The sequence below is a fragment of the Flavobacterium sp. CR10 genome (assembly GCF_055814415.1).
The window spans coordinates 5,430,137-5,448,802 of the sequence record NZ_CP185985.1 but is presented as its reverse complement, the minus strand read 5'-3'; the positions used below and the strand labels follow the sequence as shown (position 1 = coordinate 5,448,802).

The following is an 18,666-nucleotide window of genomic DNA, read 5'->3' as shown; positions in this document are numbered from 1 at the left end:
TGTTGTTTTTTCGAAAGGTGCAAATATAAGGTATTGTTAAAACTTCTGAAAGCTATATTTGAGCTTAAATCATGGTTTTGAAAATTTTATCCCAAATGGTAAAGTAAAAACCGTAATTGTGAGATTCATTTTTATGATGATCATTATGAAATTTCGTGGTAGAAATCCATTTTGTAAAGGAATTGCGGTACCAAAAAGAAGGAAATATGTCTTTTTTTAAATGTCCAAATATTCCATAAGAAAGATTTAGAACCAGATAAATAATGATACTTAAATAATTAAACTTCAAAATCGTAATTAAAAACAGCCATATAAAACCAAAACCTAAAGTTTCTATTGGGTGAAGAACATATAAACTGTAAACGTTGGTTTCGATATGTGTATGATGAAGTTTATGAATTGGGTAAAGCCATTTTAAATGATGAACCAGGAAATGAAAAATGAACATGAAAAGATCCATCAGAAGAATTAACAGAAGTGTATCAAAAATAATTAGTTTAATAGATGCTGAAAAGTCTACTTTCATAATTCCGCAGCGATACAATTCAAAACCGATTAAAGTGATGAATGTGTTGCAAAGAAGTGTAGAAAGAACCCATTTTCGATCTTTATTCTTTAAAAAGGTGTTTTCTGGTTCCAGCATTTTTCCAATTAAAACAGATAAACCGACCAGCGCAGAGTTTTCTATTAAAAAGAAAACAAAGAGCCAGAATAGATTAAATTGAGTTAGTTGCTGTAACCAGCTTTCAAAAATCATGTTGTTTTTTCTAAATCCAGTAATTTTTCTCTTAAATCGGCAACTCCTTCAGAAGCAAATTTGGCAATCGTTTCAACTTTATTTCGAAGATTCGGAATCGAAATAGGTTTTGGATCAATATAAAAAACTGGTGTAGTGCTTGGTGTGTAAGCAATTAATCCCGCTGCTGGATAAACTTGCAGAGAAGTCCCGATTACAGCAAAATAATCTGCGGTTTCTGTAATATCAATAGCTTCTTCAAGTGCAGGAACTTCTTCACCAAACCAAACAATGTGCGGGCGCAATTGATGTCCATTTGCATCGAAATCTCCTGTTAGCAAATCTTCAGTCCAATCTAAAATCAGGTTTTTATTTTGAGTGCTTCTTACTTTTAGCAATTCGCCATGCAAATGCAAAACGTTTGTGCTTCCTGCGCGTTCATGAAGATCGTCAACATTTTGAGTGATAATTTGCACTTCGAAATCTTTTTCCAATTCAGCCAAAATAATATGACCCAAATTCGGATTTACTTCTTTTAACTGTTGGCGTCTTTTATTGTAGAAATCTAGAACCAGCTCTTGATTTTTATGCCAGCCTTCTGGCGTGGCAACCTCCATCACATCATGTCCTTCCCATAAACCATCACTGTCGCGAAAAGTTTTTATACCGCTTTCAGCACTGATTCCTGCTCCTGTTAAAACAACAAGTTTCTTTTTCATTCTTAGTTTTATTAAAAGATAAAAATAGTGATTTCTTTATTTAAATGCTTAGTAAATAGTAAGGAGTAGCTATACTTTTTTAGATAAAAGAATGGGGGTTTATACGCTGTGTCTCTCTTTCTGAATTATTTAATTTTAATGTCAAGTTTGGTAAAAGCAATTCAAGATGATTTTAATTCAATTTACAGGGCTTTCTGGTTCAGGAAAAACGACTTTGGCGGAAAATGTCAGACATCTGCTGCTTCAAAACAATTACGAAGCTGAAATAGTAGATGGCGATGTTTACCGACAGACTATTTGTAAAGATCTGGGATTTTCTAAAGAAGACCGATGCGAAAATATAAGACGACTTTTTAATGTTGGCCGAAGCATGATTGAAGAAAATAAAATTGTTCTGATGTCGGTTATAAATCCCTATGAAAATGTTAGAAGTGAATTAAGAACTTTTGAATTTGTAAAAACAGTATTTCTAGATTGTTCTATTAGCAATTTGATTGAAAGAGACCCGAAAGGATTGTACAAAAGAGCTTTGTTGCCAGACCATGATCAAAATAAAATTAGAAGTTTTACAGGGATAAGTGATGTTTTTGAAATTCCAGAAAAAGCAGATTTAATATTAAAGACAGATTCAGAAACTGTTTCGGTTTCTGCCGATAAACTATATAATTTTATAATTAGCAATTTAAATTCTTAAGGCTTATGAATCCTTCTTCTTGTCAGCTTCCCATTTCTTTTTCGATAGAAAAATTGCAGAACGATTTATTGACTTGCGAGACTAATTTGTGGACACCGCATTTTAATACCTATCGCTATGAAGGAAAATGGACGAGCGTTTCTTTACGATCGCAATCGGGTTTAGAAAATGATATTTTATCTTTTCCTGATAAAGAATATAAAAATACGCCTTTGCTTGACAGTTGTCCGTATTTTAAAGAAATAATGGATTGGTTTGAATGCGAAAAAGAAGCGGTGAGATTATTAAGACTTGGCCCAAATAGTGAGATAAAAGAACATGTTGATAATGATACGTCATACGAAGACGGTTTTTTTAGAATTCACGTTCCTATTTTAACCAATTCTGAAGTTTATTTTTATGTTGATGAAAAACTAGTTCCAATGAAAATGGGAGAGTGCTGGTATGCCAATTTTCAATTGCCGCACAGTGTTCAGAATAAAAGTTCGGAGCCTAGAATTCATTTGACTTTGGATTGCATGAGAAATGCTTGGTCTGATGAATTGTTTTCTAAAATGGGTTTTGATGTGAATTTCGTGCCTAAGAAACAATATTCAGACGATGTAAAACAGCAGATTATTGCAGAACTTTCTAAAAATCCTTCTGAAACTAATGCTAAGATTATTGCCGAACTTCAATCACAAATGAATTTATAAAATGGAAAATGTAAAAGATTGTATTGCAAATTGGATTCCGATTAAATTGATTGAAAAAGAGAATAAAGTTTATTTTGAGTGGCTTTATTTATCAGATATTCCTTTTGCAGATCCTTTTTTTGAAGAAACAATTGCAAAATGCAGAAGCCACAGCTATAATTCAAAGTCGTTTAAATTAATTAGTACAGCAGAAAATCTGATTGATTGGTCTAAAGAACTTGATTGTGTTGAATTGAAAGGATTGGTTTTTCATGTATCAAGATGCGGTTCTACTATGCTGAGTCAGTCTTTGGCCACTTCGTCTGAAAATATTATGGTCTCTGAAGCTCCTATTATTGATCAGATTTTAAGAAGCGATGCTTTTGACGGAGATACCAAATCGGTTTTGCTTAAATCGGTTATCAGATTGCTTGGGCAGAAACGATTTTCTGAACAAAAAAATCTGATTATAAAACTAGATGCATGGAGTATTTTTAAGGCTTCTTATTTAAGATCGGTTTTTCCTGAAATTCCTTTTGCTTTATTGTATCGAAATCCAGGAGAAGTTTTAAGATCGCACCAAAAAATGGCGGGTATGCATATGGTGCCAAATGTAATTCCGTTGAGTGTTTTTGGAATTATTCCTGAAAAAATTCAAGAGATAAGTTTTCAGCAGTATCAAGTTTTAGTTTTAGAAAAATATTTTCAGGGTTTTCTACACTTTTATGAAATTGACAGGAATGTAATTATGCTCAATTATAATGATGGAATGAAAAATGTCATAGAGCGATTTGTATCTTTTATTGATGTTGATTTTTCTGAAAGCGAAATAAATCTAATGCTGGAACGTCTTAAAAAACACTCTAAAAATGAAAATGCGGTTTTTGCGGGAGATTCTTATAAAGATGATGTTTTGTCTGTTAATTTGGATGAAGTTAATCTGCTTCACGAAAAGCTTAATGCTAATTTCATTGAATATTTAGCTCGTTGAAAATTTAGGCGAAGACGTCTTTCTCTTTAATTTATGTATTTTTGCGCCAAACATAAATAAAATGATTGATTTAGATTATCTCGCATTCTTAGAAAACATATTAACTGAAAATAGAAAAGCTAATTTTTTAAAAGTACTAGAAAATAGAACAAAACATTTTACAGTTGCAGTAGAAGATGTTTATCAGATGCATAATACAAGCGCGGTAATGCGAAGCTGCGAAGTTTTTGGAATTCAGGAATTGAATGTAATCGAGCAACGTTTTGGAAAAAGAATCGATAAAGAAATTGCTTTAGGCGCGCAAAAATGGGTTGATATTAACAGATTTGATTCGGTTTCAGGATGCCTTTCTGATTTAAGAAGCAAAGGTTACCAGATTATTGCAACAACTCCACACGAAAAAGATTGCATGTTGGAAGATTTCGATATTACAAAACCAAGCGCTTTATTCTTCGGAACTGAAAAAGAAGGTTTGTCAAAAGAAATTATGGACAATGCCGATGGTTTCTTAAAAATACCAATGGTTGGTTTTACAGAAAGTTTAAATATTTCCGTTTCTGCTGCAATTATCATTCAAAGCTTGACAAACAGACTTAGAAGATCTGATATCGATTGGAAATTAAGCGACGAAGAAATTTTAGCAAAACGTTTGGATTGGGCTAAGAATTCGATAAGAGATATAAAACGAATTGAAGAGCGTTATTACCAAGATAACCCAAGATAAATTTTTTAAGATTCTAAGATACTAAGATTCTGAGATGCTAAGTTTTTTTCTTAGAGCCTCAGAATCTTAGTCTTTCAGAACCTTTTATTTACTTTTTCAGAAAAAGAATAAAACCTAAAATACTAACAATTAGAATCGACAAAGCAGCTAAAACTGTTGCGAGATCGCGAATATTTTTTCCAGCCCAATCCATAAATAGAAATTTATGAAGAATGGCAAAAGAATAGCCTTCAACTCGATCTGAATTATTGACAACTGTAGCCAATCTTGATGTTGAAGTTTCTATAAAATAAGTTGCTTTTTCTGGCGTGTCGTAAGCCAATTTTACTACAGGAAGCCTTTTGTTGACAAAACCGTATTCTCTGCTATCAAAATCGGTTAACACTTTTGACTCAAGCAATTTTATGTTTTCGAATGAAGGTTGAGAATCATCTTCAGAAGTTTCGATCATTTCGCAACAAGACGCTTTTGGCGCTCCATCCGTAAAATAATACGCTAAAAATTCGGCATATTCTAAATCCAGATTTGGGGCAACTTTATTTGTTGCTGCATTAATGTAAACCACTTCAGATTTTGAATCTTCTTTTTTGTTCCATTTCGAATCTGATTTTGGCATTTTGAATCTTTTTGTTTCTTTTTCAAGTAATTGACATCTGTAATAAGTATTGTCATTCAGCGTAATTAAACTGATATTTTGAAAACGGGACCAATCTAAATTTAAATTATTATTTGCTCCAGGAATTTCTTTGGTTTCAAAAGTTGGTTCATAAACCATTTGTGATAAAGTATAAGGCGCCCATTTTGTAGTCGCATGATAGGCACCGCTGAAAGCAAAAGTCAATGTAAAAAGCGAAATCCAGATTCCGATTTGGCGGTGGTACTTTCTCAATCCTTTTTTTGGCGTTAAACTATCTGTTTTTTTGAATTGTTTCCAAAGCAAACCATAAATGAGAATCCCACTCAAGGCAGAAAACCCAATAATTGACAATAAGAAAATCATTGTAATAATTCGGATGCTATTATTACTTATGGCATCTATAAAAGACCAATTGTGAAAAGTGTCGAAAAACCAGATAAAAGTTTGTCGAGAAATCGGATTATAAGTCGCCAATTTGCTTGATGAGGTTTCTACATATACCTGCATGCCATCTGGACGGTCAAAGCTTAATTTATAAACTGGCAAATAACGGTTGACATATTTGTATTGCGACGTAAATTCCGTTACAACTTCGCTGTTTTTTATTTTGCTTTTTTGGTCATCTAAGAAATAACGAGAAAGCCATTCGGCGTATTTTTGATCTCCGTTTTCTAGTTTTTTAGCAGTCGAAACATCGTAATACCAAAGTTCGCCAAGAATAGTTTTTACCTGATAATAAGTCGTGTTATTGAAAGTGACAATTCTGAAATTTTTGAATTGCGATATTTCATTCTTCAGCAAAACTTCCTGAATAGAATAATGCAATTGGCTTTTGTCAATGATGGGTTGTTCAATTTTATCATGAGCAATTTCGGGTTTGAAAAAGTGCGCCATAAAAGGATGCATTAAACCAGAAAATGTCCAGAAAATTACAGGAACAATTGTAATCAATCCAATAACACGATGCCATTTGTACATGTTTTGTTTGATTTTTTTGATGAATTTGGAATCTTTCTTAGAAGATTTTTTATGTGTTTCTTTACTCATGGTCAATTTTTTTTGCCACAGATTTAAAAGATTAGAAAAGATTATTTAATCTGTGTTAATCATTTTAATCTGTGGCGAAATTTTATTTTTTTAATGAAAAATTATATTGAATTCCGAATACAAAAGTTCTAGGTGCCGCAGCAGTATAAGTTGGCTGTGCATTGGCAACATTGGTTCTTGTAACATTGTAAGCGTATAATTTGTCAGTAAGATTTAGCACGTTTCCGTAAACCTCAATTTTTTTCCATTGGTAACCAATTCGGGCATTGAAAATATTGTAGCCATCATATTTTACCGTATTGATTTGATCTTGGTAGTAACTGCCTACAAGTTGCCATTCTATTGAAGTTCTTAAATTTGGAAGCCAGTTTGGATAATAACTTACTTCTGAATTTCCTGACCATTTTGGAGCAGATGGCATTTCTTTTCCGTTCAGATCCTGAATTGGATCTGATGGTTTGTCTGAAAGTTTGAAATCAATATAAGTATGCTGTGCATAAGTTCCGCCCAGACGGATATTGAATTGTTTGGATGGCTTGTATGAAGCACCAAACTCGATTCCTTTATGACGTGTTTCTCCAGCCGAACGATAATCAGTCGAATTATCTGGAAGTTTGATGTTTAGCAATTCATTTTTGCCTTCCATATAATAAAAAGCGTAATCGAAATTTAATTTGTTTTCTAAGAAAGAAAACCATCCGCCAACTTCATAATTGTCAAAATCTGCCGGTTTTAAGTTATAATAAAATTCGGCAGGAATACCTGATGTACCGCCAGTTCCTGGTTTAGCTCTAAAAATTGAAGTAATTCCCGGAGGCGCAAAACCTTGTGAATAATTGCCATAAAATCCAGCAAATTCTACAGGATTATAATTAGCTCCAGCCTTGAAAGTAAATTTGTCATATACTTTGCTTCCTGTAGAAAGATCAATTGCATTATCATAATTCACTTTCATATTATCATAACGACCTCCAAAAGTGACAATTAATTTTTTAATCGGATTAAAGCTGAGTTGTGCGTAACCAGCAGTGTTAAAAATATCAGCTGTATAATCTGAAAGTTTAGAATCTGGATGTTCCGCAATGATTTCATACGAATCTACCGTTTGTTTTCCTCGCTGTCCTGGATTTAAATTGGCTTTTAAATCAATTACATAAGACCAATAGGTAACAGGGGAATAATCGTATAAAGCTCCAGCAACAATTTTGGTATTCAAGAAGTCAAATTTTTGCGTATGTTGTCCAATTGCACCATAACTTTTAAAGTTGTTCGAATTTACTTCGCCTTTAGCCGTCGTCGGATTTACTGTAGGGCTCCATTTGATTCCGTATGATGGATTTTGCCCTAATTTATTGTCACGCAAATAAGCGGTAATGTAACTGCTAGAATTGCTATTCCAGTCATGTTCTAATGTTAAACGAGTTCGCAAAGCATCCGATTTTCTATAAGTAAAATCAGAAGTGCTTTTATAAGTTCTATTGTTAAAAGCTTCTTCGTTTACAGTGCCACTCATGTCCGAATAATATTTTCCGTACATCGTATTGCTGATCAGTCGGGTAGAAGGCGAGATGTTGTAGTCAATTCTCGCATTCAAATTGTCTTTATTGTAATCAGAATACGTCATCCAACCATTTTCCTGTAAACTTGAAATTCCAGCAATATGAAAACCGACTTTTCCGATTGTGGCACCTCCAGCCGCCTGAAATCTTCTGTAACCATAATTATCGGCCTGAATTCCAAATTTAAGCTCAGGATCAACAGGTGGTTTTAAAGAAATTAAATTTATAGTGCCACCAACAGCTTCGGGCCCGTATAAAGAAGAAACCGGACCTTTTACAACTTCAATACTTTGCAGATTATATTGGTTTATTTCTAATAAAGCATTATGATTGAAAATTCCCATTGGTCGAATCGGCAATCCGTCTTCAAGGTATAAATAATAGGCATTTGTAGTCATAGGTTGGCGAATAGACATCATATGCTGTTCGTTTCCTAAATTCACCATTAATACACCTGGCGTTTTATTGATAATTTCGTAAACCGCAGTTGCTTTTGTTTCGTTAATCGTTTTGGCGGTTAATTTGCTTATAGCAACTGGTGTTTCTTTTCTTAAAGTTGCTGTACGATTAGCCGTTACAAAAACATTTTCAAGTTCTTGCTTTGTTGTGTCTTGCTCGGTTTTGTTTTGTGCAAAGACACATTGCCCTATGATTAATAGGGTAAAGTATATTTTTTTCATTTGGAATTATATAAATTAAAGCTGTAAGCTATAGGCTTTAGGCCGTAAGCGAACTGCAAGTCTTAGAATTTTGACTTTTTAAAATTTATATAAAATAGGATGGAGGGTGAAAAATTGAATTTGCGATTGCAATAGGCTTTTTATCGAACGAAGCGAAAATTTTTGCTTTTGATTCGATAAGTCCTGTTAATTTAAAATTGTTTAAGATTGAAGTCTGAATGTAAACTACCTCTGCTTTTTCTTTCAGATTGTTTTGCATTCTTTTTTCGTTATCTGCGTATTTTTTTAAGCTTTTTTGGAGTTCACAACGACCATTACAGCTATTGAAAACCATTTTGCGTTGTACACAGATTGTTTTAGAAATTTCTTCTTGATTTAATTTGAATGAGGTATAAACAAAGAAACTGCCAAAAGAAGGAACTAATAGCATGCAGGAAAGAAATATGACCAAAAGCCGTTTCAAAGTATGTTTCGTTGTTTTCGAGAGCAAAAATACATTTTAAATCTTATCTACAAGAATGATTTTGTCATTTAATGTTAAAAAACAACAACGTGATATTTTTGGATATGAAAAACCCGACAGATTTTAAAAACCTGTCGGGTTTAATATGTAAATTAAGTACTAGTTTAAAACTGAAAACTGCGACTGAATACTAAAAAAATATTAGTTAATTAAAACCCAAGTTCCAGCAGCGATCAAAGCTTCAGCTTTTTTGTACTTCATTGTTTCTGTTTTACCAGTAGCAACTTCCTGAACAACAACAGTATCATTTCTGTTGATTTTTGGCATATCTCTAACGATAGTTTCAGTAACCTGACGCTGTTGAGTTTCTCCAGCCTCACGGTTCACGCTTTCGCTATTTGGAATTTCGTCTTTACTTAACTGTAAGTTTTCTTTTGGACGAGCTACTTCTCTTGCTTCGTGAATTTCAGGAACGTTTTGAGCTGGTAAATCACCTTTGAATAAGAATGAAATTACTTCTTTGTTAACGTTGTCTAACATTCCTCTAAACAAATTGAAAGCTTCTAATTTGTAAATAAGCAATGGATCTTTTTGCTCGTGAACAGCCAATTGAACAGATTGTTTCAATTCGTCCATTTTGCGTAAATGCTTTTTCCACGCTTCATCAACAATAGAAAGCGTGATGTTTTTCTCAAAATCAGCGATTAATTGAGCACCTTCGCTATCATAAGCTTTTTTCAAGTCAGTTACCACATTCAAAGTTTTGATTCCGTCTGTAAAAGGAACTACAATTCTTTCGAAATGATTGTTTGGCTCTTCGTAAACTCCTTTGATAATTGGGAAAGCTTCTCTTGCGCTTCTTTCAGTTTTTTCTGTGTAGAATGCTAAAGCTTCTTTGTATACTTTTCCAGTAACTTCGATATCATTTAATTTTGTGAAATCTGCCTCAGAAATTGGAGAAGTGATTCCGAAATAACGAATTAAATCAAATTCAAATCCTTTGAAGTCATTCGCCACTTTATTGTTGCTTACGATTAATTCGCAAGTATCATAAAGCATATTGGCAATATCTAGTTTCAAACGCTCTCCAAACAATGCGTGACGACGACGTTTGTAAACTACTTCACGTTGAGAGTTCATTACGTCATCATATTCTAATAAACGTTTACGAACACCAAAGTTGTTTTCTTCTACTTTTTTCTGAGCACGCTCGATAGATTTAGTCATCATAGAATGTTGAATAACTTCACCTTCTTTCAATCCCATTCTGTCCATCACTTTCGCCACTCTTTCAGAACCGAATAAACGCATTAAGTTATCTTCAAGAGAAACGTAGAATTGAGAACTTCCTGGATCTCCCTGACGACCAGAACGACCACGCAACTGTCTGTCTACACGACGAGAATCATGACGCTCTGTACCAACGATTGCTAGACCTCCCGCAGCTTTTACTTCTGGAGATAATTTAATATCGGTACCACGACCAGCCATGTTTGTAGCAATTGTTACAACTCCAGCTTTACCAGCTTCTTCAACGATTTGTGCTTCTTGCTTGTGCATTTTAGCATTCAATACGTTATGAGTGATTCCTCTCATTTTAAGCATACGGCTTAATAATTCTGAAATCTCTACAGAAGTTGTTCCAATCAATACTGGTCTTCCAGCTTTTGATAATTCAGTAACATCTTCGATTACAGCGTTAAATTTTTCACGTGTAGTTTTGTAGATGTAGTCTTCTTTATCTTGTCTTGCAATTGGACGGTTTGTCGGAATTTCAACAACATCCAATTTATAGATTTGCCATAACTCGCCAGCTTCTGTAACAGCAGTACCAGTCATACCTGCTAATTTGCTGTACATTCTGAAATAGTTCTGTAATGTAACTGTTGCAAAAGTTTGAGTTGCAGCTTCGATTTTTACGTTTTCTTTTGCTTCGATCGCTTGGTGAAGACCGTCAGAATAACGACGTCCGTCCATGATACGACCTGTTTGTTCATCGACAATCATAATTTTGTTGTCCATGATAACGTACTCTACGTCTTTTTCGAATAAAGCATAAGCTTTTAAAAGCTGAGTAAGAGTGTGGATACGTTCGCTTTTTACACCAAAATCTTGGAATAATCTTTCTTTAGCTTCCGCTTCAGCGTCTTTGTCTAGTTTTTGTTTTTCAATCGCAGCGATTTCTGTTCCAATATCTGGTAAAACGAAGAAATCTGCATCAGTATCTCCAGAAAGGTATTTGATACCATTGTCTGTTAATTCTACTTGATTGTTTTTCTCTTCAATCACAAAGTATAAAGCCTCATCAACTTTATGCATTTCGCGATTGTTATCTTGCATGTATTGATTTTCAGTTTTTTGAAGCAATTGTTTAATTCCTTCTTCACTTAAAAATTTAATTAATGCTTTATTTTTAGGTAAAGATCTGTAAGCTCTCAATAATAAGAAACCTCCATCTTTAGTATTTCCTTCTTTGATTAATTTTTTAGCTTCAGCTAAGAAACCATTTGCTAACTGACGTTGTTGTGAAACTAAGTTTTCAATTTTTGGTTTCAATTCATTAAATTCGTGACGGTCTCCTTGAGGAACTGGTCCAGAAATAATAAGCGGCGTTCTCGCGTCGTCAATTAATACAGAGTCAACCTCGTCGACAATGGCAAAATTGTGTTTTCTCTGAACTAAATCGCTTGGCGAATGTGCCATGTTATCTCTTAGGTAGTCAAAACCAAACTCATTGTTAGTTCCGTAAGTGATGTCAGCGTCGTAAGCTTTTTTTCTAGCTTCTGTACTTGGCTGGTGATTGTCAATACAGTCAACAGATAAACCGTGGAACTCGAATAAAGGCGCTTTCCACGTGCTATCACGTTTCGCTAAGTAGTCGTTGACTGTTACTAAGTGAACTCCGTTTCCTGTCAAAGCGTTTAAGTAAAGTGGAAGAGTAGCTACCAAAGTTTTTCCTTCTCCCGTTTGCATTTCGGCAACTTTACCTTCGTGCAGTACCATACCACCAATTAATTGAACATCGTAGTGAATCATGTCCCAAGTGATATCTTTTCCTGCAGCATTCCATTTGTTAGCCCAAATAGCTTTATCGCCATCAATAGTGATGTATGATTTTGTTGCTGAAAACTCGCGGTCTTTTGGAGTTGCTGTAACTTCAATGTGTGAGTTTTCTTTAAAACGACGAGCCGTTTCTTTTACAACAGAAAACGCTTCTGGAAGAATTTCCAATAAAGTTTTTTCAGAGATTTCATAAGCCTCTTTTTCAAGAGCATCTATTGCATCATAAATATCTTCTCTTTTATCGATGTCTTCGATGTTTTCTACTTCAGCTTTTAGTGAAGCAATTTTAGCATCTTTATCAGCTCTAGCTTCTTTGATTCTATCTTTAAAATAAACGGTTCTTCCTCTTAATTCGTCGTTTGTAAGACTCATTAAAGGAGCTTCGAATGTTTTAATTTTATTTAAGTAAGGTTGTAAAGCTTTGACATCTTTCTGCGACTTATCGCCGACAAAGACTTTAATAATACTGTTTATGAAACTCATGATTTATTGTATTTCTTTTATTATATAATATGTATTTGAACCAAAAAAAAAGTCTCTATGATGAGACTTTTTCCTTTGGTTTATTTTTTAATATTCATCCTCATTCCAAAGATAATCTTCGTCTGTTGGATAATCAGGCCAAATTTCTTCCATTGATTCATATATCTCCCCTTCATCTTCGATTGACTGAAGGTTTTCTACCACCTCTAATGGAGCACCAGCTCTAATGGCGTAGTCAATAAGTTCATCTTTGTTAGCAGGCCATGGCGCATCACTTAAATAAGATGCTAATTCTAATGTCCAATACATCTGTTATCTGTTTAGTTTGTGCAAAAATAAATTTTTTACTGAAAAAGACAAGTAAATTTTGATTTATTTTAATAAAATTTAAGAACGTCAATTGCTAAATTCCAATTTTTAAATTCCAAACCCCAAAAAAGGCAGTTATAGCGCCTAGTTTCGGAATTTTACTATGTAATTTAAATTCCTGTATTTTTACTTTTTCCTTGGAATTTGGGATTTCAAAAATTTGGAATTTCCAGAAAATTTATTTTCTGGGTATCCATTTCACTTCCTCCGCTTTTAAGTCTGAGGACAACTTTCGTGCCAAGACAAAAAGGTAGTCAGAAAGTCGGTTTAAGTACTGTATTGCTATTTCTGGAACGTGTTCATTATGACTTAAATGCACTGCTAAACGCTCTGCGCGACGGCAAATACAGCGTGCTATATGACAATGTGACACGGTAGGGTGTCCACCAGGCAAAACAAAATGAGTCATTGGTGGAAGACTTTCATCCATTTTATCTATTTCGTTTTCGAGTAATTCGATATCCGAACCAATTATTCCGAGATTTTCCAAGCGAAGTTTTCCGTTTTTTAAAACTTCTTTCTCTTGTGGAGTTGCCAAAATGGCACCAACTGTAAAAAGACGATCTTGAATTTCGATTAAAATGGTTTTGTAATGCGAATCCATTTCCTGATCGCGAATTAATCCGATATAAGAATTTAATTCGTCAACAGTTCCATAACTGTCAATGCGGATATGGTCTTTTGGTACACGGGTTCCTCCAAAAAGGGCCGTTGTGCCTTTATCTCCAGTTTTTGTATATACTTTCATTTTTTTTTAAGATGCTAAGGTTCTGAGATACTAAGATTCTAAGTTTTCTCTTTTTGCGATTAAACGATTTACCAAATAAACGATTAAACAGTTTTTCTCGTGTCGCTTTCAATTAAACCATCTCTTAAGCGAATAATTCTGTGCGCGTAAGCGGCAATATCTTCTTCGTGAGTTACCAGAATTACAGTATTTCCTTGTGCGTGAATGTCTCCAAAAAGCTTCATAATTTCAACAGAAGTTTTACTGTCTAAGTTTCCGGTTGGTTCATCGGCCAAAATAATCGAAGGTTTGTTTACTAGTGCTCTCGCAACAGCCACACGCTGGCGCTGCCCTCCAGAAAGCTGATTGGGCTGGTGATCCATTCTGTCGGCAAGATTAACTTGTTTTAAAACTTCAGTAGCGCGGGCCATTCTTTCAGATTTTCCGTAACCGGCATAAATCATTGGTAACGCGACATTATCTAAGGCAGTTGTTCTTGGTAAAAGATTGAAAGTCTGAAAAACGAAACCAATTTCTTTGTTTCTAATTTCGGCCAATTCATCATCTTTCATTTTGCTGACATCTTTTCCATTTAAAATATAACGACCCGAAGTTGGTGTATCTAAACAGCCTAATAAATTCATTAATGTAGACTTTCCTGATCCTGAAGGTCCCATTAAAGCAACATATTCGCCTTTTTGTATTTCCAGATCTATTCCTTTTAAAACATAAACAATTTCGTTTCCTAAAGTAAAATTTCGTTTAATGTCGGTTATTTTAATTAATGGTTCAGCCATTTTAGTTTACAATTTTGGATTTAAAAGTACAAAACACTTTTGAATAAGTAGTTGATAATTGGTTTTTGTTACAAAAATCCCCTTGCTTATTATGATACATTTTTTAAATATAAATATGTTATATCATTCGTAATAGATTTTGTATAATTCTTATTAATTCTTGTGTTTTATAGTTTTAAAATGTTTTTAATTTTTAAAATATGAGAATAATGTAATTTATTAAGTTATGTATTGGGTAAATTTGTTTGTATAATTAATTAACAACTAAAGATTATGAAAAGTATAAAAATAGCCACAGGAATTGTATTATTAGTATTTGGACTTACGTCGTGTAAAGATGAAAAACAAGAAAAAGCTCAAAAAACAGTAGAGAACTATGTTGTATATGTTGACTCTGTTAAAAATGTTGCGGCTGCCGATTTGAAAGATAATTGGAAAAGTGTAGAAGCTGAATACGACAGAAGATCTCAAGAAGCTCAAGCTGCTTTGGCTGATATCAAAGACAATGCTGCTGCGACTGAAAAAATAAATGCAAGTAAAATTAAATACGAAGAATTTAAAAAAGAATTGACCGCCCAATTTGCCCCTCCAGTTCCTAGTCCGAAACAGCAATTAAGAGATGCTTTGTTTGGTGCAGGAAAAATTGGCGATGATATGAATTTTAATTGGGTCAATGCCCAAAATATTCATAGCGTTTATCAGCAGTTTGTTCATACTGTAGAAAATAATAAAGACAAATATTCTAGAGAAGACTGGGATGAAGTTAAATTAATGTATGAAGCTCTTGACAGCCGTAAAAATACAGTTGAGAAAGAAGGATTGTCAGCAGAGGATAACAGAAAAATTGCTGGTTTGAAAATCAAATTTGCACCAATGTACACTGTAAACAGAATGGGAGCTAAATCTGAAGAAAATAAAGAAGCTAAAAAATAGACTTTTAAAAATTTTGAATTAGAAATGAAAAAGACGATCAGAAATGATCGTCTTTTTTTATGCTCGTATTATAAAATGTTCTTTCGGCTGTTCTCGTCTAAAAAATACAAATCCCCATTGAAAAGTGTCAATTGTGACTTTTACTTTTGGATGATTTTTAATCATTCCCCAAGCTTCTTCCATGTCTTCTGACCAATGAATATCATCGAAAATCCAAACAGAATCATTGTTGATTGTTGGCAATAAAAGTTCAAAATAAGCTAAAGTGGCTTTTTTAGAATGATTTCCGTCAAAATATATTAAATCGAAGTTTTCAGTCTCAGTTTTCAGTCTCAGCTGAATATCTTGAAGATAATTTTCAAATTCTGTTACAACTGAATCTACATTATGGCAATCAAACGCTGCGAATTGATTTTGAGCAACATTTGCCGTATTCGGACAGCCTTCTAATGTAATAACTTTTGCATTTTTATTTCCTAAAGCCAATGCAGCAGTCGCCAAACCTAAAGAAGTTCCAATTTCTAATACATTTTTAGGTTTGAAATAATTGGAAACTCTAAATAACAATTCAGCACGTTTTGGCGAAATTCCTGCTGTTTGCGCAATTTTAGAAATCTGTCTTCTGTTTGATTTAAAAACTCTCGATCCTGCTCCAAAATCAGTCACTTCAATGAAGTTTTTATTCTCTAAAAGCGTTTTTCTATACTTTTTAAGAATCTCATATTCTGGTTTAGATTTCTTATCATAAAAACATTTTGTAAGCAGACTAAAAACAAATGGCGAATGAACCGCGTGTTCGTTTTTAGAATGCCAAAGAAATTTTAAATAAGATTGTATTTGAAACAGCACTCTTGAATGTTTTGTTCTTCTATTAATTTACTGAAATTAGTTTTATTTCAAAAATTAGTACAGAGCCCGCAGGGATGTTCTCAACTTTGCTGCTTCCATACCCTAAATGCGCGGGAACAAACAAAATACCGCTTCCGCCTTCTTTAAAAAATGATAACCCTTGCTGCCATCCTAATATTAATTTGCTTAATGGAAAAGTTGCTCCAGAAGCATTCTGATCAAAAACAGTTCCGTTGGTAAGGGTGCCTTTATAAGTAACAGTAACATTTGACTGCGATGTTGGTTGCTTTCCGGTTCCTTCTTCTGTAATAATATAATGTAAACCAGTACTCGTTTTTTGTGCTGTTAGATTATTTTTAGTCAAATAATCTGTAATTTCTTTTTCGTTTTCAACACTATAGTCTATTTTATCTGGAATTCTTTCTAATCCTGAGTCACTTGTGCAAGAAATAAAAAATGTAAGAATAGAAAATGCTACTAATAATTTTTTCATGTGGTATTTATTTTTAAAAGTCGTAAATATATAAATTAGTTTTTTAGTTGCAGTTATGGTTTTTAGATATTAACATTCGTAACTTGGTGTCTGAAATAAAACTATCCTTCAAGCTTAGCAGAAAGTTCAAACCAGCGTTCTTCTTTTGCTTCTATTTTGTTGATTATATTTTGAAGTTCATTGGCTTTTTTTTCGATATCAGCATCGGCAACTTTTCCGTCAGAGAATAATTGTTCGATTTTAGCTTTGTCAGCTTCGAGATCTTTAATTTCTCTTTCGATTTTCTGATATTCTTTTTGTTCATTAAAGCTTAAATTTCCAGTAGGATTATTTTGTTTCCAATCTTTCTTTTCAGCTTTGTTTTCTTCTTTTTGAGCAACATCGGCACTGTCTTCATAAGCACGGAAATCAGAATAGTTTCCTGGGAAATTTTCTATTTCGCCCTGTCCTCTAAAAACAAATAAATAATCGACAATTTTATCCATGAAATAACGGTCGTGAGAAACCACCAATAAACATCCAGGATAATCTAAAAGGAAACTCTCCAAAACGTTCAACGTAACAATATCCAAATCGTTTGTTGGCTCATCTAGAATCAAGAAGTTTGGATTCTGAATCAAAACCGTACATAAATACAAACGTTTTAATTCACCACCACTTAATTTCTCCACATAATCATATTGTTTTTTCGCGTCAAAAAGAAAACGCTCTAACAATTGTGAAGCCGAGATGATCTTTCCTTTAGTCAGCGGAATATATTCTCCGTATTCTTTTATAATGTCAATAACACGCTGGCCTGGTTTCGGGTTGATTCCTGACTGCGTATAATATCCAATTTTAATAGTGTCTCCTTTTACAACGCGCCCGCTGTCTGGCGGAATTGTTCCTGTAAGCAGATTCAAGAAAGTAGATTTTCCGGTTCCATTTTTACCAATAATTCCGATTCTTTCCCCACGCTGAAAATCAAAACTAAAGTTATCCAAAATAACACGGTCTTTGAATTTTTTAGAAAGTTTATGAAGCTCGATAATCTTGCTTCCCATTCTTTCCATATTTATTTCAAGCTCAACTTTGTTTTCTTTTCGTCGGCTTTGCGCTTTTTCTTTGATAATGTAAAAATCGTCCTGACGCGATTTAGATTTGGTTGTTCTCGCTTTTGGCTGACGGCGCATCCATTCTAATTCTTTTACAAAAAGGTTTTTCGCTTTGTCAATACTGGCATTTTCAGAAGTAATTCTTTCTTCTTTTTTCTGCAAGTAATAAGAATAATTTCCTTTGTATTGGTATAATTTTCCGTTGTCTAGTTCGATAATTTCGTTGCAGACACGCTCCAAAAAGAAACGGTCGTGCGTTACCATAAACAGCGTAATGTTTTCTTTAGCAAAATAACTTTCAAGCCATTCAATCATTTCTAAATCTAAATGGTTGGTTGGTTCATCTAGAATCAATAAATCTGGGCGATTGATTAGAATTATTGCCAATGAAAGACGTTTTTTCTGCCCTCCAGAAAGATTTTTTACTTTAAGTTTAAAATCTTCCAGTTTTAATTTAAAAAGAATCTGTTTGTATTGCGTTTCAAAATCCCATGCATTATGCTGATCCATGGCGTCGAAAGCTTTTTGGTAAGCTTCTTCGTCAGAAGGATTTTCTAAAGCCTTTTCATAAGCTTCAATAACTTTAAGCGTTTCATTGTCTGAAGCGAAAATACTTTCTTCAATCGTAAGTTCATCCTGAAGATTGTTGTCTTGCGAAAGAAACGCCATTCTGATTCCTTTTCTTAAAACAACTTGTCCTGTATCTGGTTCTTCCAATCCGTTAATGATGCTCATCATCGTGGTTTTTCCAGAACCATTTTTGGCAATAAAAGCGATTTTTTGGTCCTTGTTGATTCCAAAAGAAATGTTGTCAAAAAGGACTCTTTCGCCAAATGACTTCGATATATTTTCTACAGATAAGTAATTCACTTTGTAAGTATAAGTTATAAATTATGAGTTATGAATGTTTCTAAAACATAACTTTCTGCAAAAG

At 33.7% G+C, this 18,666-nt stretch carries 17 protein-coding genes; 5 read left to right on the top strand and 12 right to left on the bottom strand.

Annotation, left to right across the window (positions count from 1 at the left end):
* Nucleotides 1–64 precede the first annotated feature (64 nt).
* Complete coding sequence (locus ACNRYB_RS22895; protein ID WP_473728874.1) at nt 65–757, bottom strand: sterol desaturase family protein; 693 nt, start codon at nt 755–757, stop codon at nt 65–67.
* Entirely contained in the window at nt 754–1,455 is a 702-nt protein-coding gene (locus ACNRYB_RS22890; RefSeq protein WP_473728873.1) for an SIR2 family NAD-dependent protein deacylase, read from the bottom strand. The genes ACNRYB_RS22895 and ACNRYB_RS22890 overlap by 4 nt, the downstream gene beginning before the upstream one ends.
* 166 nt (nt 1,456–1,621) lie before the next feature.
* Between ACNRYB_RS22890 and cysC the strand changes: the two genes are divergently transcribed.
* The 4 genes from cysC (at nt 1,622) to ACNRYB_RS22870 (ending at nt 4,538) form a co-directional block, all read left to right on the top strand.
* Nucleotides 1,622–2,149 carry an adenylyl-sulfate kinase gene (gene cysC, locus ACNRYB_RS22885; protein ID WP_473728872.1) on the top strand — a complete coding sequence of 176 codons (528 nt, stop codon included), beginning with the start codon at nt 1,622–1,624 and terminating at the stop codon, nt 2,147–2,149.
* Nucleotides 2,150–2,154: 5 nt separating this feature from the next.
* Nucleotides 2,155–2,844: an aspartyl/asparaginyl beta-hydroxylase domain-containing protein gene (locus tag ACNRYB_RS22880; protein WP_473728871.1), complete on the top strand. Its 690-nt coding sequence runs from the start codon at nt 2,155–2,157 to the stop codon at nt 2,842–2,844.
* A 1-nt stretch (nt 2,845) separates the two neighbouring features.
* Entirely contained in the window at nt 2,846–3,814 is a 969-nt protein-coding gene (locus tag ACNRYB_RS22875; protein WP_473728870.1) for a sulfotransferase family protein, read from the top strand.
* 61 nt (nt 3,815–3,875) lie between these two features.
* Nucleotides 3,876–4,538, top strand: coding sequence for a TrmH family RNA methyltransferase (locus tag ACNRYB_RS22870; RefSeq protein WP_129745068.1), 663 nt, complete (start codon nt 3,876–3,878; stop codon nt 4,536–4,538).
* An 88-nt stretch (nt 4,539–4,626) separates the two neighbouring features.
* On the opposite strand, the gene ACNRYB_RS22865 is transcribed toward ACNRYB_RS22870, so the two are convergent.
* From ACNRYB_RS22865 to ACNRYB_RS22835, 7 genes are all read right to left on the bottom strand, one after another.
* Complete coding sequence (locus tag ACNRYB_RS22865) at nt 4,627–6,222, bottom strand: PepSY domain-containing protein (protein WP_473728869.1); 1,596 nt, start codon at nt 6,220–6,222, stop codon at nt 4,627–4,629.
* A gap of 82 nt (nt 6,223–6,304) precedes the next feature.
* Nucleotides 6,305–8,461 carry a TonB-dependent receptor gene (locus ACNRYB_RS22860; RefSeq protein WP_473728868.1) on the bottom strand — a complete coding sequence of 719 codons (2,157 nt, stop codon included), beginning with the start codon at nt 8,459–8,461 and terminating at the stop codon, nt 6,305–6,307.
* Nucleotides 8,462–8,546: 85 nt separating this feature from the next.
* The gene (locus ACNRYB_RS22855; RefSeq protein ID WP_111378385.1) at nt 8,547–8,891 is read right to left on the bottom strand and encodes a hypothetical protein; all 345 of its coding nucleotides are present in this window, start codon (nt 8,889–8,891) and stop codon (nt 8,547–8,549) included.
* Nucleotides 8,892–9,125: 234 nt separating this feature from the next.
* Nucleotides 9,126–12,470 (bottom strand): preprotein translocase subunit SecA, encoded by a 3,345-nt coding sequence (gene secA, locus ACNRYB_RS22850; RefSeq protein ID WP_473728867.1) that lies wholly within the window; start codon nt 12,468–12,470, stop codon nt 9,126–9,128.
* 87 nt (nt 12,471–12,557) lie between these two features.
* A complete protein-coding gene (locus tag ACNRYB_RS22845; RefSeq protein WP_007138072.1) occupies nt 12,558–12,779 on the bottom strand; it encodes a DUF2795 domain-containing protein in 222 nt (73 codons plus the stop codon).
* 238 nt (nt 12,780–13,017) lie between these two features.
* A complete protein-coding gene (locus ACNRYB_RS22840; RefSeq protein WP_473728866.1) occupies nt 13,018–13,587 on the bottom strand; it encodes a cob(I)yrinic acid a,c-diamide adenosyltransferase in 570 nt (189 codons plus the stop codon).
* Between the two features lie 83 nt (nt 13,588–13,670).
* Nucleotides 13,671–14,363 carry an ABC transporter ATP-binding protein gene (locus tag ACNRYB_RS22835; RefSeq protein ID WP_129745078.1) on the bottom strand — a complete coding sequence of 231 codons (693 nt, stop codon included), beginning with the start codon at nt 14,361–14,363 and terminating at the stop codon, nt 13,671–13,673.
* A 273-nt stretch (nt 14,364–14,636) separates the two neighbouring features.
* Here ACNRYB_RS22835 and ACNRYB_RS22830 point away from each other — a divergent pair, with 273 nt between their 5' ends.
* Nucleotides 14,637–15,296 carry a hypothetical protein gene (locus tag ACNRYB_RS22830; protein ID WP_473728865.1) on the top strand — a complete coding sequence of 220 codons (660 nt, stop codon included), beginning with the start codon at nt 14,637–14,639 and terminating at the stop codon, nt 15,294–15,296.
* A 57-nt stretch (nt 15,297–15,353) separates the two neighbouring features.
* On the opposite strand, the gene ACNRYB_RS22825 is transcribed toward ACNRYB_RS22830, so the two are convergent.
* The 3 genes from ACNRYB_RS22825 to ACNRYB_RS22815 all read right to left on the bottom strand — a co-directional run bounded on the left by ACNRYB_RS22825 (nt 15,354) and on the right by ACNRYB_RS22815 (nt 18,602).
* The gene (locus ACNRYB_RS22825; RefSeq protein WP_473728864.1) at nt 15,354–16,145 is read right to left on the bottom strand and encodes an O-methyltransferase; all 792 of its coding nucleotides are present in this window, start codon (nt 16,143–16,145) and stop codon (nt 15,354–15,356) included.
* A gap of 22 nt (nt 16,146–16,167) precedes the next feature.
* Entirely contained in the window at nt 16,168–16,638 is a 471-nt protein-coding gene (locus ACNRYB_RS22820) for an FKBP-type peptidyl-prolyl cis-trans isomerase (RefSeq protein ID WP_129745084.1), read from the bottom strand.
* Nucleotides 16,639–16,739: 101 nt separating this feature from the next.
* Nucleotides 16,740–18,602, bottom strand: coding sequence for an ABC-F family ATP-binding cassette domain-containing protein (locus tag ACNRYB_RS22815; protein ID WP_129745086.1), 1,863 nt, complete (start codon nt 18,600–18,602; stop codon nt 16,740–16,742).
* Nucleotides 18,603–18,666 lie beyond the last annotated feature (64 nt).